Raw genomic sequence first — 23,638 nt, forward strand, 5'->3', positions numbered from 1 at the left:
TTGTTACCTATGATTCCGAATTAACTCTAATATACTGACCAATTGGCTTAAGCCGCATTTTCTTTTTTGATCATATTCAGGGCAGACCCTTCGCGGAACCAGGCGATCTGCTGTGCATTATAAGAATGATTCACCTTGATCAGATCCTTGGATCCGTCTGCATGCACCACCTCTATGGTCAGAGGAACATCAGGAGCAAATTTATCTATATCGACAAAATTGAAGGTGTCATCTTCCTGTATCTTGTCGTAGTCATTCTCATTGGCAAAGGTCAGGGCGAGCATCCCCTGCTTTTTGAGGTTGGTCTCATGGATCCTCGCAAAGGACTTCACAAGCACGGCCGCAACGCCCAAATGCCTGGGCTGCATGGCTGCGTGCTCACGGGAAGAACCTTCTCCATAATTGTGATCTCCTACAACAATGGTCTTTATCCCTTTCGCCTTGTACGCCCTCTGTGTGTCAGGAACTCCCCCGTATTCGCCGGTGAGCTGATTCTTGACAAAGTTGGTCTTCTTGTTAAAGGCATTTACCGCCCCGATCAGGGTATTGTTGGATATATTATCTAAATGCCCTCTGTACCTCAACCAGGGTCCGGCCATGGAGATATGGTCCGTGGTACACTTGCCGAAAGCCTTGATCAGGAGCTTCATCCCCTTCAGGCTTTCATTGGTGATGGGTGTAAATGGGGCCAGCAGCTGCAGCCTTTCGGAGTCGGATGCCACTTTAACCTCCACGGAACTTCCGTCTTCCTTGGGAGCGATATACCCGGCATCTTCTACGGCAAATCCTTCCGGAGGCAATTCATAACCCCTCGGTTCATCCAGTTTAACTTCCTGACCCTCCTCGTTGATCAGGGTGTCCGTGATGGGGTTGAAATCGAGCCTGCCCGAAATGGCTATGGCCGTCACCAGCTCCGGTGAGCCGACAAATGCCAGGGTATTCGGGTTACCATCAGCCCTTTTGGCAAAATTCCTGTTGAAGGAATGTACGATGGTGTTCCTGGGTCCGTTGGCAGCCTTATCGCCATAACGGTCCCACATTCCTATACAGGGCCCGCAGGCATTAGCAAATACAGTGGCTCCGATATCGTTGAATGTTTTTATGAAACCGTCACGCTCTATGGTATAGCGCACCATCTCAGAACCCGGGGTGATAGTGAATTTCGACTTGGTCTTGAGTTTCTTATCAGACACCTGTTTTGCAAGGGAGGCAGCCCTTGAGATATCTTCATAGGAGGAGTTCGTACAGGATCCGATAAGGCCCACCTCCACATTAAGGGGCCAGTCGTTCTTTTTGGCAGCCTCTCCCATTTTAGAGATAGGAGTTGCCAGATCCGGAGTGAAGGGCCCGTTTAAATGGGGCTCTAAAGTACTCAGGTCGATCTCGATCACCTGGTCGAAATACTTTTCGGGCTCCCTGTATACTTCGGGATCTGCCGTCAGGTAGGCCGCTACTTTTTTCGCCTCGTCGGCCACATCGGCACGGTCGGTACCCCTTAGGTATCTATCCATGGATTCATCGTATCCGAAAGTAGAGGTAGTGGCACCCACTTCAGCCCCCATATTGCAGATGGTTCCTTTACCGGTACACGACATGGAGGTAGCCCCTTCTCCGAAATATTCTATGATGGCGCCGGTGCCACCCTTCACGGTGAGTATGTCCGCTACCTTCAGGATCACATCCTTGGGAGCTGTCCAACCGCTGAGTTTTCCGGTTAATTTTACCCCTATGAGCTTAGGGAACTTCAATTCCCAGGCCATTCCCGCCATCACATCCACAGCATCAGCTCCACCCACACCGATAGCCACCATTCCGAGTCCGCCTGCATTAACCGTATGGGAATCCGTACCTATCATCATCCCTCCTGGAAAGGCGTAATTCTCGAGGACCACCTGGTGGATGATCCCGGCACCAGGCTTCCAGAACCCGATCCCGTATTTATTGGAAACGGACTCCAGGAAATCGAATACCTCATTGCTGGTCTGATTAGCTCTTTTAAGATCGGCTTCGGCCCCAACCTTGGCCTGGATCAGGTGATCACAATGGACTGTAGTAGGAACAGCCACTTTAGGTTTTCCTGCATGCATGAACTGCAAGAGGGCCATCTGGGCCGTGGCATCCTGACATGCGACGCGGTCCGGGGCGAAATCCACATAATCCTTCCCCCTTTTGAATTCCTTCGTAGGAATTCCGTCCCAAAGGTGGGAATACAGGATCTTCTCGGAAAGAGTCAAGGGTTTCCCTGTGAGTTCACGCGCTTTATCAACCCGCTCCGCCATCCTGGCGTAAACGCTTTTAATCATGTCAATATCAAATGCCATTATATGAGTTTTTACCGATTGTTAATCTCCCAAAGATAAAAAATTAATAAGGGTTGGGGAAACTTTTTAAAGCCCCTCCTAAGTATTGTCAAGTCCGCAAAACAGGGCAGGCCGGAATATTATTTTCTATATCTCCCGGCCCTGAATTTGAAAGGTTGTGAAGGAAATTCTGTTTTCTTCGGAAGTCCGGCTGCTACATCAGGTGGTTGATGATGTCCTCCTCGGTGATCCCTTCAGCTTCTGCCTTGTAATTCTTGATGATCCTGTGCCTGAGAATTCCGAGGGCAACAGCCTGCACATCTTCAATATCCGGTGAAAATTTACCGTTGACTGCAGCATGGGCCTTGGCACCGAGAACCAGGTTCTGGGAGGCTCTGGGGCCTGCTCCCCAATCGAGGTACTGGTTAATGTAGTCCGAGGATGACGGAGTGCCGGGGCGGGTACTGTTAACCAGCTTCACAGCGTATTCCACCACATTGTTAGGTACAGGTATCCGGCGTACCAGGTGCTGTACGGCCAGTATTTCTTCCGCATTGAATAAGGGCTTAATGGTAGCTTCCTCGTCATCTGTGGTCTCTTTGACGATCTGCACCTCCTCTTCCATGGAAGGGTATTTCAGTTCTATGGCGAACATAAACCGGTCTAACTGAGCTTCCGGGAGAGGATATGTTCCCTCCTGCTCAATGGGATTCTGTGTGGCAAGCACGAAGTAGGGAGCCTCCAGTTTATGTCTTTCTCCCGCTATGGTTACAGCCTTTTCCTGCATGGCTTCCAGAAGTGCAGCCTGCGTCTTTGGAGGGGTACGATTGATCTCATCGGCCAGGATGATGTTGGCAAAGACAGGGCCTTTGATAAACTTGAACGACCTGTTCTGGTCCAGCACCTCACTTCCCAGGATATCGCTGGGCATGAGGTCCGGGGTGAACTGAATACGCTTAAAATCCAGGCCAAGGGTCCTGGCGATGGTGTTGACCATAAGGGTCTTTGCCAGGCCCGGTACCCCGATGAGCAGCGAATGCCCTCCGGTGTAGATCGAAAGGAGAATAAGATTGATGACCTCGTGTTGCCCAACAATGACCTTGGCGATCTCTTTTTTAAGCGCCTGGTGTTTCTTCCCTAATTCCTCAATGGCCTTTACGTCAGACATGATCTATTCCTTCACCCAGTTATTTGCAAAGTCGCAGGACTTGTTAGCCGCATTGACGCTCACATAGGTATCTTCAATATGATCATCCATCCATTCCTGAATGGCTTTGTACTGCTTTTCCCTAAGCGCCAATTCCTGGATCTTGAGGTAGTCCTTGGCAAAATCGGCCTCGTGCTCGTCATACCTGTTGGTCACCTTCAAAATTTTATACTTGGGTGGTCCACCTCTCGGATCTGCTTCCAGCAAGGGATAAGAGATCTCCCCGTCCTTCAGGTTTCTCACCTGGTTATAGAGGGTAGGATCCATTTTTGTCAGCTCAAATCGGGAATCAAAATTGATGGGGTTTCTGAGAAGGCCACCGTCAAATTTCGTCTCTTTTTCGTCCGAAAAATTCAGGGCCGCTTCTGCAAAGGTATACTTCCCTTCCAGGATGTGTTTTCGGATGGTGTCAAGCTCTGTTTTAGCTGCGTCAATGGCAGATTGGGGGATCTCCGGCTGGATGAGGATATGCCTGAGATCGAGTTCCTGTCCCCGTATCTTTTCTATATAGATGATATGATACCCGAATACCGTCTCGAAAGGCTCTGAGATCTCCCCTTCCTGCAGGCTGAAGGCTACGTCCTTGAATTCCTTCACAAAGGGAGTCTGTCTTGTCATGCTGTAAAAACCACCTTTCGACTTCGACCCCGGATCCTGGGAATACAGGATGGCCTTTACACTGAAACTCGCATCATTATCCTCCACATCGGCCTTGATCTCCCTCAACTTGTTGATGACCTTTTGCTTCTCCTCCTCCGGGATCACAGGCATCTTCACGATCTGGGAGATCTCGAGTTCTGCTCCGAAAACAGGTTTTTCATCTTCAGGGATATTCCGGAAGAACTGGCGCACCTCTTCGGGGGTAACCTTGATATCACTAACGATCTTTTGCTGCATCTTCTCTGAAAGCATGCGGAGCTTATTGATGTTGTAGAGTTCCTCCCTGAAGTCTTCCACGCTTTCCTTCTTGTAGAATTGCAGTACTTTTTCCATTGAGCCAACCTGCTGGATCAATTGCTGGATCTGCCTGTCACTTGTGGCATTCACCTCGTCATCCGAAACAAGGATACTGTCCTGCACAGCCTGGTGAGCATACAAACGGTCTTCCATGAGTTTTCCCAGCAAACTGCAATGGGTGATATCTTCCGTGGAAGCGCCCTGACTTCTGAGGTCGATCAGCGTCTTTTCGATATCCGAATCCAGGATCACATAGTCGCCCACAACGGCCGCAATACCATCCAGTTTTATCCTTTGAAAAGACTTTGCGGTATCCACCTCCGCTATTGCAGCTTCCTGCCCTGTCGCATCTACGGGTTCTTCTCCTTGTTGTGCCTGAGAGAAAACAGCACAGGCCATCATCAGCACTGCCAGAATCTTGGTTGCTCCTTTATTCATAGATCTCAAATTCATTACGTTTTACAGCCTCATCGAGCAGTTCCGTCTCCAGTCTTCGAAGGAAATCAAGTTTCCGGCGGTTGAGCAGGACCTGCCTCAGAGTTGGCTTAATGTACCCCAGAGGGGCTATTTCGTTCAGAGTCCGGACTTCCCCGGTCTTACCCAAATATACCCCCAGGGAGTCCTCCAATTCAAAAAATTGTGATTTTTTTAGGTATCTCTCTTCATTCTCATAGTTCAAAGGTGGGATCTCCTGAATGATCCTTGTGAGGGGGACCCATAGGGAATCGTTGAAGTTCAGTTTTTTGAATTGCACCCCAATGGAGTCCAGAAAAACCTGGTCTTCCTGACTGAACCTGTCGAGACGTTGCCTCACTTCGTCCTTATTCAGGAACTGTTTCGGCAATTGAACAAAACGAAGCTGGACCACCTTCTCCTTAAGCAGGAAATTCTCTTTCTCGGTTTCGTAGAACTGTCTCAGTTGAGAATCGGTCACCGTGGTATCTTCACCCCGGAGTACCAAAGCCTCTTTGTAGGCCCGGGTATACAGGTCGACCCTGTAATTAGACACGAGTCTTTCGAACTCCTCGATCTGTTCCTCTGTAAGGTTGATCTGTGCCTTTTCGTACAAGAGCTGCTTAACTGCCCAGTTGTTTATGTAATTAGTGACCAGGGAGGCACTGTCCTGTTCGTTAACCGCGTTGTTGAGCAAAGACTGAATATCCTCCCTGTATAGATAGGCATCCCCTACCCTGGCAAGCGGATCATTCTCGGGAGCTCTTTTAAAGAGCCCTTCACAGGAGATCAAGACCAGAAAGAGTAGGAGACTTCCTAGAATGGTCCCCGGATATAAGCGATTTCCCGAAGCAAAATGCATTTCGCAAAATTAAGAATTCGAATCTCCTGAACAAGGATAACACCGGGCATTAACAGATTTTTATTTCTCACTTCTCAATATTTAGTAATTTTAGGCCTCTACCATACTGACTCATGAAATATCTCACTGAAATCACTGTAGATGTACCTCTGGCTGAATTCATAAAGAAATTTGACAACCCGGAGAACATGAAATTATGGCAAAAGGACCTGTTGTCGGTGGAACATCTGAGCGGAATCCCGGGTAAAGAGGGAGCCCAGATGGAACTGCGTTACAAGATGGGCAAAAGGGAAGTGATCATGGTTGAGACCATCCTCAAGCGCAATCTGCCACATGAGTTCCACGGCACATATGATGCCAAAGGGGTCCACAATATCCAAAAGAATTATTTTAAACCCCTTGGGGAAAACTCCACCAAGTGGATCTCGGAATCCGAATTTCACTTCAGTGGATTCTTTATGAAAATGATGGCCTTCCTTATGCCCGGGGCCTTCAAGAAGCAAACCTTAAAGTTCATGAAGGATTTCAAGAATTTTGCGGAAGGAAATCCCTCTAGTTGAACTATGAAACAGAATAGGAAGATCAAGTTATTGTGGGATTTCAGAGGCCCTGATGCGCTGGAGATCGCCAAACATCACGCAGTACACCTGTCCGATTTCATTAAAAAGGAAAAACTTCCGTTAGACATCAGCGGGTTCGATTCCCTCTCAGAACAGCATGCTGTCGCTTATCTGGTTGTGGAAGAGTCCATGATGATACAGATACGGGACGCCTTATTGCCTCATCGGGGGGAAGTTTATTTGGAAAAGGAATCTTCCTGATCCCTCATAACAAACCCTTATGCCGCAACTGAGTTCTTACCGCAAGATCTATATCTCCATCCTGGGCCTTTTCCTGATGGTCCTTGCAGGATGTTCGGGTGATCTTCCTGTTAAGGATCCGTTGGTACAGGCCCTGTCTTCGGAAGACCCCAGAATCAGGAAGGTTATGAACGATCCCGCTCCCTATGAGGTACAGATCAGGTACACCCAGATAGATCGAAAAGGGGATTCGGTTGTATTCAGGGATTTTGATTTCCAGGTTGATAGTGAACAATACTTTTATCCGGCGAGTACGGTTAAATTTCCCATTGCCGTTATGGCGCTCGAGAAATTGAACCGGCATGACAACCTGGACCTGAACACACGGTTCTACGTGGAAGGAGATACGCTGGAAACCACCTTTGGCAAGGAGGTTATCAAGATCTTTGCCGTAAGCGACAATGCGGCAAATAACAGGCTCCTGGAATTCCTGGGGCAGGATGCCATCAATGCCGGCTTCAGGACAAAAAATACCGGTCCTGCGAGGATATCCCACAGGCTTTCCGTGCCTGAAGCAGACGAGGTTACAACCAAACCCCTGATCATCTATCTGAACGACAGTACGACAACCCTGATTCCCGCCAGTATCAACAAACCTCCAAAACGGTTGCAATTGAAAGGAATAAAAAAGGGAAGCGGTTATTATGAGGGAGATTCCCTGATGACCGGGCCCTTCGACTTCAGCCTCAAGAACTACTACCCTGTGACCACCCAGCACGAGGTCCTGAAAAGGGTCGTATTCCCGGAAGCTTACAAAGAAGGTGAACGGTTCAGGCTCACTGACGCACAGCGTTCCTTTCTCCTGGACGCGATGAAGATACTGCCCCGACAAGCGGGCTATGACCCTGTGGAGTACTATGACAGTTACGGTAAATTCTTTTTATTCGGGGACTCTAAAGAGCCCCTCCCCGATCACGTAAAGATCTATAACAAGGTGGGGTACGCCTATGGCACCCTTACAGATTGCGCCTATGTTAGCGATGAGAAGAATGGGGTAGAATTTCTGCTCACCGCTACGGTCCTCGTCAACGAAGATCAGATATTCAACGACAATGCCTACGAATATGATGAGATCGGGATCCCTTTTCTCGCCGCCCTCGGGGAAGAACTCTACCAGCTCGAACTAAAAAGAAAAAAATAGGAATATGTCATCACTGGGATTTGAAAGTTTTACGAAAAAGATCTATATCAAGGCCCCACTGGAAAAACTCTACTGGTGCTGGGCTACGCCTGAGGGGATCTGTTCCTGGTTCCTCCGTGAAGCCGTGTATGTACAAAGGGAAGGCCAGGAAAGAAAACCGAAGAAATTCATCAGCAAGGGCGATCGGTATACCTGGCGGTGGTACAACTGGGATGGGGAGGAGACCGGCGAGATCCTGCAGGCTAACGGGAAGGACAGGATCGAATTTTCCTTTGCGGAATTCTGCAGGGTGACCGTCGATCTGAAAAAGGAGGGAGACCTGGTACTAGTCGCCCTCACACAGGCAAACATCCCTACCGATGAGGAGAGCAAGATGAACCTGCATGTAGGTTGCAGCAATGGCTGGACCTTCTGGCTTGCCAATCTCAAAGCATATCTCGAGCACGGAATCCTGCTCCACGAGACCAAAAAAGACCTCACGAAGATCCCTATGGCGAGTTTTGAGTTCGTGAATATGTAATACTCGGTTCTTCATTGTATATTCCCGGGAAACATCCGACCCTGGATCCAAAGGCCTATGTCATGATGAAATACTTCGCAGGCATTTTCCTCCTGCTTTTTGCGACGATCTTTTTGACGGGTTGCAGGGAGGGCAGGAATCATGAGAATACCCTCCGAATTGCCATAGCCTCCAACCTGCAATACGCTGTGGATTCGGTGGTAGCCGGCTTCGAAAAGGAGCATGAAATTATCTGTGAAGTGATCCCGGGTTCTTCCGGCAAACTCTTTGCCCAGATCAGGGAAGGTGCCCCTTATGATCTCTTCCTGTCTGCAGATATGGATTATCCGGAGGCCCTTTTCAAAGAGGGCAGGACAATTCAAAAACCCGAGGTGTTTGCCTACGGTGCCCTGGTGCTGTGGACCGGCAGACAGAATCTCAAGCCCAGCATAGAAATACTGGCCTCGGATTCCGTCAGGTATATTGCCTTGGCCAATCCGAGGATCGCCCCTTTTGGAAGGGCAGCGCAGGAAACTCTGGTGTATTACGGCATGGAAGAAAAAGTCAGGGACAAGATGGTCTATGGGGAAAGTGTGGCCCAGGCCAACCAGTTCATTCAGTCGGGTTCTGCCGAGGTGGGATTTACTTCCCTCTCCATAGTTATGAGTCCTGCTCAAAGGGAAAACGGCAAATGGATCCTTATTGACACCGCTGCCTACCAGCCCTTACCCCACGGTGCTGTACTCCTTCAGACCGGTAAACCTGTAAAGCCTGCTGCCAGGCAATTTTATGAGTATCTTTTCTCTGGGAAAGGAAAGGAGGTCCTCAAAAATTTTGGATATTCGGTACATGAATAGGTTTGAGGGACATATCAGCGAAATTGAAACCGATGGAGGGTTATCTCTGGTCACTGTCAGGACTGCAAAAGACCTTGTATTCAGGTGCATAATCATCGATACGCCGGCTTCAGCCCCTTACCTGGAAAGGGACAGAAAAGTTGAGGTCCTTTTTAAGGAAACAGAGGTCGTCATAGGCCTGCAAAATACAGAGAATATAAGCCTGAGTAACCGGATACCCTGCTCAGTGGAATTCGTGGATAAAACTACCCTCCTGAGCAGTCTGGATCTCAATTGTGCTGAGGGCAGGATTCGATCGGTAATCAGTACGCGGTCTGTAGAGGAACTGGGCCTGGTTCCAGGAAAATCCGTCATGGCCCTGATTAAATTAAACGAAGTGATGCTGGCGCCGTTATGAACTGGGACCCCCTGATACTGACCTTTGAACTGGCTTTGACAACCACCCTGGTGCTGTTGGTAGTCGGCATTCCTCTTGCCTACTGGCTCAGCAAGACCCGTGCCAGGATAAAACCCATACTGGAAACCCTGGTCAGCATGCCCCTGGTCCTTCCCCCTACAGTACTGGGATTCTATTTCCTTTTGGCCTTCAGCCCGAATAACGCCTTTGGTGCCTGGATAGACGAATGGTTGGGGATCCCTCTGGTCTTTTCCTTTGCCGGACTCGTTTTGGCTTCCGTAATCTACAGCCTGCCCTTTATGGTACAACCCATACAGGCGGGACTGTCCTCCCTTCCGCCTTCTCTGTCAGAAGCTGCTGCCACCATGGGGAAGTCAGCTTCCACCCAGCTTTTCCGCATCCTGCTTCCCAATATCAGGAAATCCCTCCTTACCGGGATCGTCCTCTCCTTTGCCCATACGGTGGGTGAATTCGGGGTGGTCCTGATGATAGGAGGAAATATCCCGGGGAAGACCCGGGTGGCCAGCATTGCCATTTACGATGAGGTTGAGGCCCTGAACTATGCCGCGGCCAATACCTATTCCCTGATCCTTTTTGTTCTCACCTTTGTACTCCTCCTCACTGTTTATTTGGTCAATGGAGGATATCTAAAACGATTCTGGAGATGATCGAGGTGCGCATCCATAAAGAACTCAGATCTAAAGGAGGTGATTTTTCACTTGATCTGGAATTGGAGATTCCTGAAGGGCAACTGATCACCCTCTATGGCCCTTCCGGTTCCGGCAAAACATCTTTGCTGAGGAGCCTGGCCGGATTGCTCACCCCGGATCGCGGCCGCATCGCTAGGAAAGAACAGGTGTGGTTCGACTCCCAAAAGCGGACTAACCTGTCGCCTCAGAAAAGAAACGTGGGGTTTGTATTCCAGGAGAATGCCCTCTTTCCCAACATGACCGTCCTGGGAAATCTGAAATTTGCCCAACAAAAGGGATCTTCCCATGATCTGTCGGAAGAATTAATCAGGGACCTCGACCTGCAGGACCTCAGGGACCGGTATCCGGACTCCCTTTCAGGAGGCCAGAAACAGAGGGTTTCCCTGGCAAGGGCCCTGGCACAAAGACCTGACATCCTGCTTCTCGACGAGCCCCTGGCAGCCCTGGATGCTGAAATGCGACTGAAATTACAGGAGTACATCCTCTCTTCCCACCGGAAATTCGGACTGACCACCCTGATGGTGAGTCACGACCTGGCTGAGATCATCAAACTCTCAGATCTGACTGTGGTCATGGAAAAGGGCAGGATCAGGAAAACCGGGACCCCCAGGGAGATCTTTATGGAAAGAAGACTGAGCGGTAAATTCCAGTTTACAGGAACCTTGCTGGAACTGGAGCGGGAAAGGGTCATTACAGTCGCCAGTGTTCTTATAGGAAACCATATAATCAAAGTTGCGGCTCACCCATCGGAGATGGAAGGCCTGCTTCCGGGAGACCAGGTTGTTGTAGCCTCTAAGGCTTTTAATCCCGTGATCTATAAGGTGGATGAACAGCAGTAATTGAATAAGCACTATGGAATTTAAGAATTCCCCGGCATTGATTTTAATCGACATCCAGAAAGGACTGGAGGAAGTCGACTATTACGGAGGTTGCAGGAATAATCCAGAAGCAGAACATCGGGCAGCGGACCTCCTGGCTATCTGGAGAGAAAAAAAGTATCCGGTATACCATATCAAGCATGACGGAAATCCCCCATCGCCCCTGTCGCCGGGGACTCCGGGAAACGATTTTAAGGACATGGTTACACCCGGGGATGGTGAAACCATTGTGGAAAAGAATACCAACAGCGCCTTCCTAGGGACCCCCCTGCACCAAATGCTGCAGGACTCCGGGATTACGGATCTGGTGCTGGTAGGTTTGACGACGGCCCATTGTGTTTCCTCTACGGCCCGAATGGCAGGAAACCTTGGCTACAACACCTTCGTGGTATCGGATGCGACCGCAACTTTTGATACCTTAGGCCCGGATGGGACAAAGTACGAGGCAGATTTGGTCCACAGGATATGCCTTTCGAGCTTGCACCGGGAATTTGCCACGGTAATAGAATCAGATATTTTGATCCCTAACCTTTAGACACGAGAAAGAATGATTCAGAAACTGGGAAAGAAGTTCACGGATATTTTTCAGAGGTTTATGCCGGATGCCTTTGTCTTTGCCCTTTTGCTTACCCTGATCACGGCGGCCTTGTCCATGACCTGGGTCGATGCGAGCCCTCTGATGGTCATCCGCTCCTGGTATGACGGTTTCTGGTTGCTCCTCGAATTCGGGATGCAAATGGTACTGCTGGTGGTCACGGGCTATTCCATCGCTTTATCCCCTCAGGTCAACAGGGGGATTGACAGCCTGGCGAAAAGGATCAGATCGCCCCGGCATGTCTATTATCTGGTTGTATTCCTGGGCTCACTTTTTACCCTGGTCAGCTGGGGATGGATGGTCATTACCGCTGTACTGGGACGGGAACTGGCCCTGAGGATCAAAGGGATACATTATCCCTATCTGATCGCCTGTATCTATTTCTCGAATTTGATATGGGTATGCGGCCTGTCGAGTTCCATTCCGCTGTTACTCAATACCCCTGGAAATTTTATCATTGAAGCCGGAATCCTGGAGACCACCCTGCCTACAGCAAATACCCTGGGGAGCGGACTCAACCTGGCTATGCTCGCCTTAATTGTGGTTGCGGGACCCCTGATGATGCATTACCTGGCACCTAAGACTGAAGAGGTCCCCACCCTGGAGAAATTACTCGGGCCGGAATCTGATAAGGTATCAACGACTATACATGAGGAAGCCCGACTCCTGAAACTTCCCTTCCGGGCATTTTCCGACCTGTTGAATAACAGCAGGCTCCTGCAATACGTGATCGCGATTTCGGGGCTGGTCTACCTGGTGCATCACTTTATGACCCGGGGACTCGACCTGAACCTGAACATCATGATCTTTATTTTCTTGATACTCGGTCTTTTCCTTCACGGAACGCCCATGCGGTATGTGATCGCCATGAAAAGAGCCAGTGGAAATATCTCGGGTATCGTTTTTCAGTTCCCCTTCTACGCGGGCATCATGGGGATCATGATCTACACGGGTCTCGGAGAGGAGCTGGCGATGTGGATGGCTTCAGTGGCCAGCGTGGATACCGTTCCCTTTTTTGCATTCCTTTCCGGGGCCCTGGTCAATTTTGCCATCCCGTCTGCAGGGGGTGAATTTGCCGTGATCGGGCCTTCGATCATAAAAGCCGTACAGGAGATAGGGGTCGCACTACCCCCGGAGGAGTTGAACGCTCTGATCTCCCGGGCCGTGATGTCTGTGGCCTATGGGGAGAGCCTCACTAATTTCCTGCAACCCTTTTTCCTGCTTGTGATCATCCCTGTTCTGGGAGCAGGGACGAAAATCCAGGCTCGCGACATTATGGGGTATTTGGTGATCCCTTTCCTCGTGTTTCTGATAATGCAGTTGGCTGTGGTCATGTATTGGCCGATCTGATTGCAGATTAATGATCTCCATAAAACGAAAAAGCACCGCCTTCTGGCGATGCTCTTTCTCAACAACCAACCAACCAACTACTTGGGCATGACCACATCCTCGATGATGTGAATCACGCCATTAGAAGCCATTACGTCTGTTTTGGTGATCTTGCTGTAATTGCCATTAGCATCCATCAGGAAGATCCCACCGTCTTTTTGTACGGCAGTGAGCTTTCCGCCATTCAGGGTGGTGAGCTCAGCTTTGCCATATCCTTTCTTTAGGGCACCGGCCACATCAGAAGCAGTGATGTTCCCGGCAACCACGTGATAGGTCAGAATAGCCGTCAGTTTTTCCTTGTTTTCAGGCTGAAGCAACGCGTTCAGTGTATTAGCATCGATCTTGGCGAACCCGGAGTTCACAGGAGCAAAAACGGTAAAAGGTCCGTCTCCTTGCAGTGCACCGATGAGGTCAGCCCCTTTCAGGGCAGTGACAAGGGTGGAAAAATCGTCCACAGAAACTGCGATCTCAACGATATCCTGAGAATTGTTCTGGGCTTTTACATTGGTCGTGCCGAACATAACAGCCACGGCAGAAAGAATAAAAATTACTTTTTTCATGATTTGTTTTTTAGTTTTAGAAATAATTGAATGATTCAGTGCACTCTTCTCCCTTATGTACACAGATGACCCCCGCATGGATGAACAAAGCCGTATTTTATCATATCTTTAACGTTTGCGATGGATGAGAATCTGCAGATAGAACGGCTTAAGCAGGGAGACAAGAATGCCCTGTATTTCCTGTACGACAAGTACTCCGGGGCGCTTTACGGGGTGGTGCTCAGAATGTGCAGGGAGCAGGGTCTGGCCGAAGACCTGCTGCAGGAGATATTTCTCACGATCTGGGAAAAGATCGATCAATACGATCCTGCTAAGGGAAAATTTTACACCTGGGCTTATCGCATCGCCAGAAACAAGACCCTGAATGCTTTGAGAAAATCGGATCCCCTCATCCAAACAGACGATTTAGGTGTATATAAGAATGTGAGGGAAGAAGAAGACCTTCAGGATTACGAAATGCTGAATGGAATGGTCAGGAAATTAGAAGCTCACCATCAAAAGGTCATTGAACTGATCTATTTTAAGGGATATACACACAGGGAGGCACATAAACTTATGGATGTCCCTCTGGGTACGTTTAAATCGTATGTGAGGCAGGCGATCAAGCAACTGAGGGATCACTATCCCCTGGCGATCGCCCTATTTTTGATATGTATTGAAGTGATTGAAAATGGATAGGAAGACGATACTGGAAAAAGGACTTTTACTGCCCTACCTGCTGGATGAACTCGATGAGAAGGAACGCCTGGAGGTAGAGAAGGTATTGGCAGAGGATGCCATCCTCAAAGCGGAACTCAACTCCCTGGAATCCAGCTTTGAAAAGATGGCTTTGGAAAACGCCGTTGCACCACCATCCTCTATTCGGAAACGACTGGAGGATACTCTCGGGGCTGCCGGCACAACACCTGATGAGAAAGTACGCTCCATCAGACCGAAAACTGGCTTTGACGGTACCCGACTCCTTGTAGCGGCTTCCCTGGCCGCCTTGTTTGCCCTCACCTCCTTTTGGTTCTACTCCCGCTGGCAGGATGCCGAAGAGAATATTAGACTGGTCAGGGAGGAGCAACAGCAGCTTCAGAAGTCCATAGAGGTCCTGTCAAACGAATTGCAGGATGTTCAGCAGCTCAATGGCCTGCTTGCCGATCGGGATGTTATCCCCGTTCTGATGGAAGGGAACCGCCTATCTCCGGAGGCCCGTGCAGTGGCATTTCTCAACCATAAGACGCGATCTGTACTGGTCAACCCAAAAGCCCTGCCCAAGTTATCCACAGAAGAGACCTACCAGATGTGGGCCGATGTGGACGGGGAGATGATCAATATGGGGCTGGTGCCCACAGACCAGGACCTCGTGAGCCTGGCTTATATAGAGGGAGCCGAATCCCTCAATATCACCATTGAGCCTAAAGGAGGCAGTGAACATCCTACCGTTGAACGGCTGATCTCCAATGTATACCTGTAGCGTCTGAAGCTTGCCTTCAAATCTGCTTACTTCCTTATTTTACGGGCGTTGTTAGTGCCTGGACCAAAAAAAAATCAAAATATATCAGGAATTTCAGCGTTGTAGTTGTTATAATACAGTAAACCCAAAAAAAAGAATACGATGAACTTAACAATTTCAACCAAAATGAACTTCGTGAAAAAATGGACTTTGTTCATGGCCTTACCAGCCATGCTGTTCTTTACTTCATGCAGCAAGGACGATGACGCCTTTGTAAGGGTGACTGTCAACGGAACCCAATTGAATACGAGCCCTTCTGATTTTGTCGTCGGGGATCGTTCGGATTTCAACGGGGATATCGATGCCAGTTTTACCGGGAACGGAGGAACCGCTATCCGTGTATTCAGCTGGAACAACAATTTGAGTACAGCCGACTACAATGCAGATATTACCGCTACCTCTGAAGGTAGTTTCCGAATGATCGTTCGGGATTCAGAAGAAGTCACTGTACTCGACCGTTCCATCCAGGGAGGTGCAGAGCCAGATTCCATCGATGGAGTAACTTCTGCCGGAGCCTCCGGAATATGGACGGTTACTATTGAGGTAACGAACTTTACAGGAGACGGAAGCTTCTCCCTGAGTGAAGGAAACTAATTGAATTAACACTCATATGAAAAGCGCTGTGTTACTCATAGCGCTTTTTTTGTGTTTCTATAAAGTCGAAAAATTAATCCCCCGGAACGCCGTACAGGTCGAAGTCCGCTGCCTCTGTGATCCGTATCTGTGCAAAGTCGCCCACCCTTAAAAAGTACTTGGAAGCATCGATGAGTACCTCGTTGTCTACATCAGGGGAATCGAATTCCGTACGGCCGACGAAGTAATTCCCTTCCTTCCGGTCGATGATACACCTTAAGTTCTTGCCTATCTTCTCCTGGTTGAGTTCCCAGGAGATCTGGGCCTGCAGTTCCATGATCTCGTTCGCCCTTTGCTGTTTGACCTCCTCCGGCACATCGTCCTCCAGGGAATAGGCGTGGGTATTCTCTTCATGGCTATAGGTAAAACAGCCGAGCCTCTCAAACCTCATCTCTCTCACCCACTCTTTCAAGATTTGAAAATCGGCTTCTGTCTCCCCTGGATAGCCAACGATCAGGGTGGTACGTATGGCCATGTCCGGGACTGCTTCCCTGAATTCCCTGAGGAGTTTCGTTGTTTTCTCCTTGGTGGTCCCCCGCCTCATACTTTTGAGAATAGGGTCCGAAATATGTTGTAGGGGGATGTCGATATAGTTGCAGATCTTGGGTTCTTCCCGCATCACCTCCAGCACATCCATGGGGAAGCCCGTGGGAAAAGCGTAATGCAGCCGGATCCATTCAATGCCTTCAACCTTTGCAAGGGCTTTGAGGAGTTCCGCCAGATTCCGTTTCTTGTAGAGGTCGAGCCCGTAATACGTCAGGTCCTGGGCGATCAGGATGAGTTCCTTTACTCCCTTGGCAGCCAGGTTTTCAGCCTCCTTCACCAGGTCTTCCACAGGAGTACTCCTGTGTTTCCCCCGCATCAGGGGGATGGCGCAGAAGGAACAGGGGCGGTCGCACCCCTCGGCTATCTTGAGATAGGCATAATTTTTTGGGGTAGTAGTCAGGCGTTCCCCCAGCAGCTCATGCTTGTAATCCGCGCCTAGCGCTTTTAGTAGATTAGGCAGGTCTGTTGTCCCGAAATAGGCATCTACGTCCGGTATCTCCTTTTGCAAATCGGGTTTGTAGCGCTCGCTGAGGCAGCCGGTCACAAAGACCTTTTCTACCCTGCCTTCTTCCTTCTGTCTGACAAAGTCCAGGATGGTATTCACGCTTTCCTCCTTGGCGTTGGCTATAAAGCCGCAGGTATTGATCACTACGATGTTACCCTCCTCCTCATGTACCACCTCCTTGTCATTGGCCCGCAGTTGACCCATCAGTACCTCCGAGTCGTAGACGTTCTTGGAACACCCGAGGGTGACCACATTGATCCTGTTCTTTTTACGGGTTTTTGTGCGCATGGCTGAAAATGAGGTGCAAAAATACGATTTAGATAAGCATCCTCAACAGGTACGATCGTGATTTATTTGTATCCCTCCGGGATTTTCCTCGCCTTGCTGGCCTTTTCATAAGCGGCCCCAAGCCTCAGGAGTTTTGGCTCTTCAAAGGATTTTGCGATAAAGGTCAGGCTGATGGGCTCCCCATCTGCTTTATAGGCCATGGGAACTGTAAGGGCGGGGTATTTAGCCACCGCCGCGTAGGCCGCATGATAGTTGTTGATCGAGAGGACAGCATCGAGTTGGTGTGTATCCATCGCATTGTTGAAATAAGTCCTGGTAGTGTTTTCCAGGTCTGACTTGATCCGCTGCAGTTCTTCTGCAGAGGTACTGTCTGTAACTACAGCTTCCAGCCTGGCCTGGCCATAAGGAATTCGGACCAGGGTGTCCAGGAGGTTAAAATCCATGATGTCCTGAACGGTTCTCACTGATACAGCCTGAGTATCCCTGACGTTCTTCGCGATATAGGCGGGCAGGTCTGCCTTCATATCCAGGTTCAGGATGCTCAGAAAACCGTCGAGTGGGATGGCAGGGGGCTCCAATTCCACGATCTCAACCCCCCGAGATTTTAAAAACTCGAGGGTCTCTCTGTAAATACTGTCTCGTTCAATCAGATTGGTAAAAGCTCCAAACCGCTTACCCTTCAGGTCTTCTTGTCCCAACTTTTCGGTCCAGCCAGCGCTGTACGCCTTTTTAACGGAACTGGGATCTTCAGGATCCTTACCAAGCATGGCATCGAGAAGAATGGCGTTGTCCACTACGTTTCGGGTCATAGGGCCGGGCGTATCCAAGGTGCTGGAAATGGGCACGATCCCTGACCTGCTCAGGAGTCCGATCGTGGGTTTGAGTCCCACCACTGAATTCTGGCTTGACGGGGAAAGAATGGAACCGGAAGTCTCCGTACCCACTGCTGCCACTGCGTAATTCGCCGCCATGGAAGTACCGCTTCCCGAGCTGGAACCTCCCGTCTCAAAGATCCTGCGCCCATAAGGGTTCAGGGTCTGCCCTCCGTAGGCACTGTAGCCCACCGGGCATCCGTCACAGAGGTAATACGCCCATTCGCTCAGGTTCACCTTCCCCAGGATCAGGGTCCCTTTTGCCTTCAATTGCTGAACGATAAATGCATCAGAGGTGATATTGTCCCGGAAGGCCAATGCGCCTGCCGTGGTCTTCATCCCTTCTGTATCGATATTATCCTTCAAAAGGACTGGCATGCCGTAAATTGGATGTTGGCCTTCTCCCCGCTCCCTGTCACGCTTCCTCGCTTCCTCCAGTACCTGTTCATTCAGGGCAATGACCGTATTGAGGGTCGTCTCGTTATTCAGTTCATATTCATAGATCCTCTTGAGATAGAACAGGGTGAGTTCTTCATAGGTAAGATTACCGTCGGCCACAGCTTTTTGAATAGACGGAATATCCTGCTCGAGGATCAGCGGTTTCAGGCTTTGATATCGCTCTGCGGGAAATGCATTCACTTCTTTGTAGAGGGGCCGGAAGATATCATTCTTATCCAGTACTTTAGACTGTATCAGTTTGTAACGCATCCTGGCATTCTCATGGTCCTGGTTGGCAGCAACCTCGGCCGAATCGTTGTAGGGGGTCCACAGGATCACCTCTTCATTGGAGGAGGCACTTTGTTTGCAGCCAGTAAAGATCAGTGCTGTTGCCAGCAACACCATCCATCCTATTCTTTGTTTTCCTTTACCCATTTTTTCCATTTTTTCACATTTTCCCGGTTCATCCGGACGAATTCGTCTTTGCCTTCCGCATCGGCAAGTTGGAGGGAGCGTTCAGCGGAACTTATAGCCCCCTTATAATCGCCCAGGCTTGCCTGAAGAAGCGATCTTACCCTGTAAAAATAATACGTATCTCCTCCCAGGTCAATGGCTTTTTGTACGTATTCCAGGGCTTTTTCGGGTTCCAGGCTTTCCTCCTGCAGGTAACGGGCGGCCTCGTAATAGGTCTGGGCGGTGGGATTTTCTTTCAGACTGGAGCTGATCGTATCGAGCATGGCCTTTTGGGTATCCACTTCAAGGGGAATGCTGACCACGGTATACCCCCATTTCCATTCCATCAGGGCCCCGTTGTGATGTATGGAGTCAAAACTGATCAGAAAATTCTCCTGCCAGTCGGCTTCTTTTTTGGGGGTGGCCCTGATCCTGAAGGCATCTTCGGAGGGATTATAGTCGGTGCGCCCGTCTCCCCAGTGGGAGGTGTTTCGGTGGAAAGCTATTTCCCAGGAACCTTCTTCCGGAAAGGCGTACAGGGCATAGGTACCCGGCTCCAGCGTATTTCCCAATACGTTAACCGTTGTGTTTGTCGTGAATTTAGTCGATTCGTTGGCCCCTACCCGCCAGATACGGCCGTATGGGACGAGCTTACCGAATAACTGGCGACCTCTTACCGCCGGTCGTGAATAGTCGACAGTAATGGTCGTGAACCCGATATCCTGTGTCACGGATGAAAACGGGCTGGCTTTTGGATGGCGGATCTGCCCGCTGATGGAAGCTGAAAACAGCAGCAGGATGAATAATCCGATGCCGTGAAAAGACCTCAACTGAAAAAGGAGTCTACGAATTCGAATTTGTTAAAGACCTGCAGGTCCTCTACCCTTTCCCCTACTCCTATGTATTTTACAGGGATCTGAAACTGGTCTGAAATGCCGATGACCACCCCTCCTTTGGCCGTCCCGTCGAGTTTGGTGACTGCCAGGGAGCTGACTTCGGTCGCCTTGGTGAACTGCCTTGCCTGCTCAAAGGCATTCTGGCCGGTAGAACCGTCCAGGACAAGGAGCACCTCATGGGGTGCGTCGGGGATTACCTTTTGCATCACCCGTTTGACCTTGCTCAGTTCATTCATCAAATTGACCTTGTTGTGAAGCCGGCCGGCCGTATCGATCAGGACCACATCGGCATTCTTGGCGGTAGCTGCGCTCAGGGTATCAAAGGCTACGGAAGCGGGATCGCTGCCCATTTTTTGCTTTACAATAGGCACATCTACTCGGTCTGCCCACACCTGCAACTGGTCAATGGCCGCTGCTCTGAAAGTATCGGCAGCACCCAGGACCACCGAAAATCCCTTCGCCTTAAACTGGTGGGCCAGTTTGCCGATAGTAGTCGTTTTACCTACCCCGTTCACGCCCACTACCATGATCACATAGGGCCTTTTATCTTCGGGGAGCTCAAAGTCCGTCGCCTCCCCCCTGTGCGTCTCGGAAAGCAGACCGGCGATCTCTTCTCTGAGGATCTTGTTGAGCTCATCCGTGCCCATATATTTGTCGGCAGCAACGCGCTGCTCGATGCGCTCTATGATCTTCAGGGTGGTATCTACGCCCACATCGGAGGTGACCAGCACCTCTTCCAGGTTATCCAGGACGTCATCATCTACGCGGGACTTGCCGGCAACTGCTTTTCCCAGTTTGGTAAAGAAGCTGGTCTTGGTCTTTTCCAGGCCTTTGTCGAGGCTCTCTTTCTTTTCCGAAGAAAATATTTTCTTAAAAATACTCATGGGAGGTGGTTGCTTGGAAGCATCAAATATAAGAAATAAAAAAAGCCGCTAACTTCCGGTAGCGGCTTTAATGATATGAGCTTTAGGACTATTTTTTAGCCAGCCATTCGTTTACCATCTCTGGGGACATCACAGATTCAACAAAGGTATAAGCACCGCTTTTGGGCGATTTTACCATCTTGATCGCTTTTGTCAGTCTCTTGGAACCTCCTTGGAGGGTTGCTACGGTCTTCTTAGCCATGTCTTATTACTTTATCTCTTTGTGAACGGTCATTCTCTTCAGAATGGGGTTGTACTTCTTGATCTCCAGTCGATCCGGAGTATTTTTCTTGTTCTTCGTGGTAATGTACCTGGAAGTTCCGGGCATACCGGATTCCTTGTGCTCGGTACATTCTAGGATCACCTGAACTCTATTTCCTTTCTTTGCCATTGTATCCTGGTATTGGGCTTATTTTATAATTCCGTTCTGACGGGCTTCTTTCAGCACGGCAGAAATTCCTTTCTTGTTTATACTCTTAAGAGCCCTGGCAGAAACCTTCAGGGTTATCCATCGGTCTTCTTCCGGGATATAGAATCTTTTTTTGGAAAGATTCACATCAAATCTCCTTTTAGTCTTGTTGATCGAAAAAGAGACGTTATTTCCGAACATCGCCCTCTTCCCGGTAATTTCACAAACTTTTGACATGCCGCTCTTCTTTACGTGATTTTAATCAGGTGGCAAATTTACGTCATTTTCACGGAAGCGCAAAAATCTTTCTCAGAATTTTAAAATTTCCTTCTGCAACATTTCCAGGGCCTTATGAACGCCTTTCTGAACGATCCTCACGCGGTGATTACCCATCGAAAAAGATTCTACCACCGTTCCCTTTTCGCTCGCAATGGCGATAAAAACGGTTCCGACAGGTGCATCTGAGTCTCCTTTCGTAGGGCCGGCGTTCCCTGTGGTTGCAATTCCGAAATCAGCCTTCATGATCCTGCGGACATTTTCTGCCATTGCCGAGGCTACTTCGGCACTCACCACAGAGTGTTTCTCTATGAGTTCCTCCCCCACCTGCAGCAGTTCTTTTTTGGTCCTTGTCGCGTAAGCTACTATCCCCCCTGTAAAATAAGCCGATGCCCCGGGCACGGAAGTGATCTGTTCTGCGATCTTTCCCCCCGTAAAGCTCTCAGCCGTGGCCATGGTCAGCTGTTTTGAGGTCAGCAACTTCCCGACGATAGCCTCCAGGGTACCTGATTCTTCCTCCCCCGAGATAATATCGCCTATTGTCGCATACAGCTTGTCTGCCACTTCCTTGATTCCCTTCTCCAGTATGGCCTTGTCCTGTCCTTTGGCTGTGAGTCTCAACCTCACCTTCCCCAAATTCGGCAGGTATGCCAGCTTGATAAAAGGTGGGAGAGAGTTTTCGATGAGGGAGATCCTTTCGGCGATCGCGCTTTCTCCCAGGCCGTAGGTCATCAGTGTCTTGTGCAGGATATACGGTCTGCTAAAACGGGCTGCGATTCCGGGCAGTACGTGATTTGCCATCAGTTCCTTCATTTCAAAAGGAACCCCGGGTAGTGAAATATACACCCGGTCTTTATGCTCGATCCACATACCGGGTGCCGTACCATGTGCATTGGGAAGTACTTTAGCCCGGGAAGGGACCAGGGCCTGCCTTCGGTTCACCTCCGAAATAGGAGTGGAGATGTACGTTCTGAAAAGGTACTCGATATTCTTCAGGACCTCTGGGTCCTTCACCAGGGTATCATCGAAATATTCACAGAGGGTGAGTTTGGTGATATCGTCCTTCGTAGGACCCAGTCCGCCGGTCATAAGAACGATCTGTGCCCTTCCTGAAGCTTCCTCCAGGGCCTTCAAAATATGTTGCCTGTCGTCCTGTACAGAGGTGATCTGGAATACAGAGATCCCTATCTTATTGAGTTCAGAAGCAATGAAAGCTGAATTGGTGTCGACGATCTGCCCGATCAGGATCTCATCGCCGATCGTAATGATCTCTGCAAGCATTATACATCAAAGTCTTTTTGCAGCTCTGAAATGACCTGTTGAATGTCTTTTTTAAGGGCGGGGAACTTTTCCCTGATCTGATCCATATTGGCCTCGTCTTTGCCCAGGGTCTCGATCTCCAGGGCTATGGCCCGCGTCTGCTCCATCCCCAGGATATCGACATTGGGTTTTATTTTGTGGGCGAGTTTATAGACATTTTCATAATCTGCCGTATCAATAGCCTTTTCCAGATCTTCCAGATCCTGAGGAACCTCTTCCAGAAATACCGTTACCACTGAGAGGACGAAATCATCATCCCCCTCTGCCATCTCATTTAACTTATCCAGGCTGTAGATCATCTACTTAATTTTTAATCGAAACATTTCCCTCCCCTTCAGTGTTCCCGAAAGGTAATCATTTGGACTCACTTTGCCAACCCCTGCAGGGGTGCCGGTAAAGAGGATGTCCCCTTTTTTAAGCGTGAAGAATTTGGAGACATAACTGATCAGCTCGTCTATGGGCCAAAGCATCTGTGAGGTATTTCCCTCCTGAACCACCTTCCCGTTCAGGGACAGGTCGAATGTGAGATTTCTCAGATCGCCCAGCGTATTTTTTTGTACCCATTTCCCGATCACGGCCGCCCCGTCAAAGCCTTTGGCCTTTTCCCAAGGCAGGCCTTTTTCCTTGAGGCGCGCCTGCAGGTCCCTTGCCGTAAAATCTATGCCCAGGCCTATTTCGTCATAGTACTTCGGGGCAAAGCGGGGGTCGATATGCTTCCCGACCTTTTTGATCTTCACCAGCACCTCCACCTCGTAGTGTACGTCCTGGGTGAACTCAGGGATATAGAAATCCTGTTCCTTTGGAAGGACCGCTGAATCGGGTTTGATAAAAACCACGGGGTCTGCCGGCCTTTCATTGGACAGTTCCTTGATGTGTTCTGCGTAATTGCGGCCTATACAAATTAGTTTCATACGTC

Annotated in this window: 28 protein-coding genes; 13 read left to right on the top strand and 15 right to left on the bottom strand. The window is 49.5% G+C overall.

All coding sequences use genetic code 11. From position 1 onward, the window contains the following. Positions 1-47: 47 nt before the first annotated feature. The 4 genes from IEV19_RS04045 to IEV19_RS04060 all read right to left on the bottom strand — a co-directional run bounded on the left by IEV19_RS04045 (position 48) and on the right by IEV19_RS04060 (position 5,779). Positions 48-2,321 (bottom strand): aconitate hydratase, encoded by a 2,274-nt coding sequence (locus IEV19_RS04045; RefSeq protein WP_188369405.1) that lies wholly within the window; start codon positions 2,319-2,321, stop codon positions 48-50. 193 nt (positions 2,322-2,514) lie between these two features. Beyond that, positions 2,515-3,468: an AAA family ATPase gene (locus IEV19_RS04050; protein WP_188369406.1), complete on the bottom strand. Its 954-nt coding sequence runs from the start codon at positions 3,466-3,468 to the stop codon at positions 2,515-2,517. A gap of 3 nt (positions 3,469-3,471) precedes the next feature. Next, entirely contained in the window at positions 3,472-4,902 is a 1,431-nt protein-coding gene (locus IEV19_RS04055) for a peptidylprolyl isomerase (RefSeq protein ID WP_229732474.1), read from the bottom strand. Continuing rightward, on the bottom strand, positions 4,895-5,779 hold the full coding sequence (locus tag IEV19_RS04060; RefSeq protein WP_229732475.1) for a peptidyl-prolyl cis-trans isomerase: 885 nt from the start codon (positions 5,777-5,779) through the stop codon (positions 4,895-4,897). The genes IEV19_RS04055 and IEV19_RS04060 overlap by 8 nt, the downstream gene beginning before the upstream one ends. 113 nt (positions 5,780-5,892) lie before the next feature. Between IEV19_RS04060 and IEV19_RS04065 the strand changes: the two genes are divergently transcribed. From IEV19_RS04065 to IEV19_RS04110, 10 genes are all read left to right on the top strand, one after another. Beyond that, positions 5,893-6,339 (top strand): SRPBCC family protein, encoded by a 447-nt coding sequence (locus tag IEV19_RS04065; protein WP_188369408.1) that lies wholly within the window; start codon positions 5,893-5,895, stop codon positions 6,337-6,339. Between the two features lie 3 nt (positions 6,340-6,342). Next, positions 6,343-6,600, top strand: a complete 258-nt coding sequence (locus tag IEV19_RS04070; protein ID WP_188369409.1) for a hypothetical protein — start codon at positions 6,343-6,345, stop codon at positions 6,598-6,600. A 19-nt stretch (positions 6,601-6,619) separates the two neighbouring features. Next, positions 6,620-7,780, top strand: a complete 1,161-nt coding sequence (locus IEV19_RS04075; RefSeq protein WP_188369410.1) for a serine hydrolase — start codon at positions 6,620-6,622, stop codon at positions 7,778-7,780. A 4-nt stretch (positions 7,781-7,784) separates the two neighbouring features. Further along, the gene (locus IEV19_RS04080) at positions 7,785-8,300 is read left to right on the top strand and encodes an SRPBCC family protein (protein WP_188369411.1); all 516 of its coding nucleotides are present in this window, start codon (positions 7,785-7,787) and stop codon (positions 8,298-8,300) included. 62 nt (positions 8,301-8,362) lie between these two features. Continuing rightward, positions 8,363-9,136 (top strand): molybdate ABC transporter substrate-binding protein, encoded by a 774-nt coding sequence (gene modA / locus IEV19_RS04085; protein ID WP_188369412.1) that lies wholly within the window; start codon positions 8,363-8,365, stop codon positions 9,134-9,136. Beyond that, positions 9,129-9,533, top strand: a complete 405-nt coding sequence (locus tag IEV19_RS04090) for a TOBE domain-containing protein (protein ID WP_188369413.1) — start codon at positions 9,129-9,131, stop codon at positions 9,531-9,533. Before modA ends, IEV19_RS04090 begins: the two co-directional genes overlap by 8 nt. After that, positions 9,530-10,201 carry a molybdate ABC transporter permease subunit gene (gene modB, locus IEV19_RS04095; protein WP_188369414.1) on the top strand — a complete coding sequence of 224 codons (672 nt, stop codon included), beginning with the start codon at positions 9,530-9,532 and terminating at the stop codon, positions 10,199-10,201. The genes IEV19_RS04090 and modB overlap by 4 nt, the downstream gene beginning before the upstream one ends. Continuing rightward, complete coding sequence (locus IEV19_RS04100) at positions 10,198-11,082, top strand: ATP-binding cassette domain-containing protein (protein WP_188369415.1); 885 nt, start codon at positions 10,198-10,200, stop codon at positions 11,080-11,082. Before modB ends, IEV19_RS04100 begins: the two co-directional genes overlap by 4 nt. 13 nt (positions 11,083-11,095) lie before the next feature. Beyond that, on the top strand, positions 11,096-11,656 hold the full coding sequence (locus tag IEV19_RS04105) for a cysteine hydrolase family protein (protein ID WP_188369416.1): 561 nt from the start codon (positions 11,096-11,098) through the stop codon (positions 11,654-11,656). A gap of 12 nt (positions 11,657-11,668) precedes the next feature. Continuing rightward, positions 11,669-13,066 (top strand): short-chain fatty acid transporter, encoded by a 1,398-nt coding sequence (locus tag IEV19_RS04110; RefSeq protein ID WP_188369417.1) that lies wholly within the window; start codon positions 11,669-11,671, stop codon positions 13,064-13,066. 77 nt (positions 13,067-13,143) lie between these two features. Here IEV19_RS04110 and IEV19_RS04115 read toward each other — a convergent pair whose 3' ends face one another. Then, positions 13,144-13,665 (bottom strand): fasciclin domain-containing protein, encoded by a 522-nt coding sequence (locus IEV19_RS04115; RefSeq protein WP_188369418.1) that lies wholly within the window; start codon positions 13,663-13,665, stop codon positions 13,144-13,146. 120 nt (positions 13,666-13,785) lie between these two features. Here IEV19_RS04115 and IEV19_RS04120 point away from each other — a divergent pair, with 120 nt between their 5' ends. The 3 genes from IEV19_RS04120 to IEV19_RS04130 all read left to right on the top strand — a co-directional run bounded on the left by IEV19_RS04120 (position 13,786) and on the right by IEV19_RS04130 (position 15,757). Further along, positions 13,786-14,343 carry an RNA polymerase sigma factor gene (locus IEV19_RS04120; RefSeq protein ID WP_188369419.1) on the top strand — a complete coding sequence of 186 codons (558 nt, stop codon included), beginning with the start codon at positions 13,786-13,788 and terminating at the stop codon, positions 14,341-14,343. Further along, a complete protein-coding gene (locus tag IEV19_RS04125; RefSeq protein ID WP_188369420.1) occupies positions 14,336-15,124 on the top strand; it encodes an anti-sigma factor in 789 nt (262 codons plus the stop codon). Before IEV19_RS04120 ends, IEV19_RS04125 begins: the two co-directional genes overlap by 8 nt. Positions 15,125-15,289: 165 nt before the next feature. Further along, positions 15,290-15,757 (top strand): hypothetical protein, encoded by a 468-nt coding sequence (locus IEV19_RS04130; protein ID WP_373284800.1) that lies wholly within the window; start codon positions 15,290-15,292, stop codon positions 15,755-15,757. A gap of 73 nt (positions 15,758-15,830) precedes the next feature. On the opposite strand, the gene rimO is transcribed toward IEV19_RS04130, so the two are convergent. The 10 genes from rimO to IEV19_RS04180 all read right to left on the bottom strand — a co-directional run bounded on the left by rimO (position 15,831) and on the right by IEV19_RS04180 (position 23,633). Then, complete coding sequence (rimO, locus tag IEV19_RS04135) at positions 15,831-17,135, bottom strand: 30S ribosomal protein S12 methylthiotransferase RimO (RefSeq protein WP_188369421.1); 1,305 nt, start codon at positions 17,133-17,135, stop codon at positions 15,831-15,833. Between the two features lie 62 nt (positions 17,136-17,197). After that, positions 17,198-18,880, bottom strand: a complete 1,683-nt coding sequence (locus IEV19_RS04140; RefSeq protein ID WP_229732476.1) for an amidase family protein — start codon at positions 18,878-18,880, stop codon at positions 17,198-17,200. Next, the gene (locus IEV19_RS04145) at positions 18,856-19,728 is read right to left on the bottom strand and encodes a DUF2911 domain-containing protein (protein ID WP_229732477.1); all 873 of its coding nucleotides are present in this window, start codon (positions 19,726-19,728) and stop codon (positions 18,856-18,858) included. The genes IEV19_RS04140 and IEV19_RS04145 overlap by 25 nt, the downstream gene beginning before the upstream one ends. Beyond that, positions 19,725-20,678, bottom strand: a complete 954-nt coding sequence (gene ftsY / locus IEV19_RS04150; RefSeq protein ID WP_188369422.1) for a signal recognition particle-docking protein FtsY — start codon at positions 20,676-20,678, stop codon at positions 19,725-19,727. The genes IEV19_RS04145 and ftsY overlap by 4 nt, the downstream gene beginning before the upstream one ends. Before the next feature lie 88 nt (positions 20,679-20,766). Then, positions 20,767-20,919, bottom strand: coding sequence for a DUF4295 domain-containing protein (locus tag IEV19_RS04155; RefSeq protein ID WP_188369423.1), 153 nt, complete (start codon positions 20,917-20,919; stop codon positions 20,767-20,769). 6 nt (positions 20,920-20,925) lie between these two features. Then, on the bottom strand, positions 20,926-21,108 hold the full coding sequence (rpmG, locus tag IEV19_RS04160) for a 50S ribosomal protein L33 (protein WP_188369424.1): 183 nt from the start codon (positions 21,106-21,108) through the stop codon (positions 20,926-20,928). An 18-nt stretch (positions 21,109-21,126) separates the two neighbouring features. Further along, positions 21,127-21,363 (bottom strand): 50S ribosomal protein L28, encoded by a 237-nt coding sequence (gene rpmB / locus IEV19_RS04165; protein WP_188369425.1) that lies wholly within the window; start codon positions 21,361-21,363, stop codon positions 21,127-21,129. A 72-nt stretch (positions 21,364-21,435) separates the two neighbouring features. Then, positions 21,436-22,683, bottom strand: coding sequence for a competence/damage-inducible protein A (locus IEV19_RS04170; RefSeq protein ID WP_188369426.1), 1,248 nt, complete (start codon positions 22,681-22,683; stop codon positions 21,436-21,438). Then, positions 22,683-23,021 (bottom strand): Hpt domain-containing protein, encoded by a 339-nt coding sequence (locus tag IEV19_RS04175; RefSeq protein WP_188369427.1) that lies wholly within the window; start codon positions 23,019-23,021, stop codon positions 22,683-22,685. Before IEV19_RS04175 ends, IEV19_RS04170 begins: the two co-directional genes overlap by 1 nt. Then, positions 23,022-23,633, bottom strand: a complete 612-nt coding sequence (locus IEV19_RS04180) for a fumarylacetoacetate hydrolase family protein (RefSeq protein ID WP_188369428.1) — start codon at positions 23,631-23,633, stop codon at positions 23,022-23,024. It abuts the gene before it with no gap. Positions 23,634-23,638 lie beyond the last annotated feature (5 nt).

This window comes from Muriicola marianensis (genome assembly GCF_014638095.1).
In the GTDB taxonomy this organism is placed as follows: Bacteria; Bacteroidota; Bacteroidia; order Flavobacteriales; family Flavobacteriaceae; genus Muriicola; species Muriicola marianensis.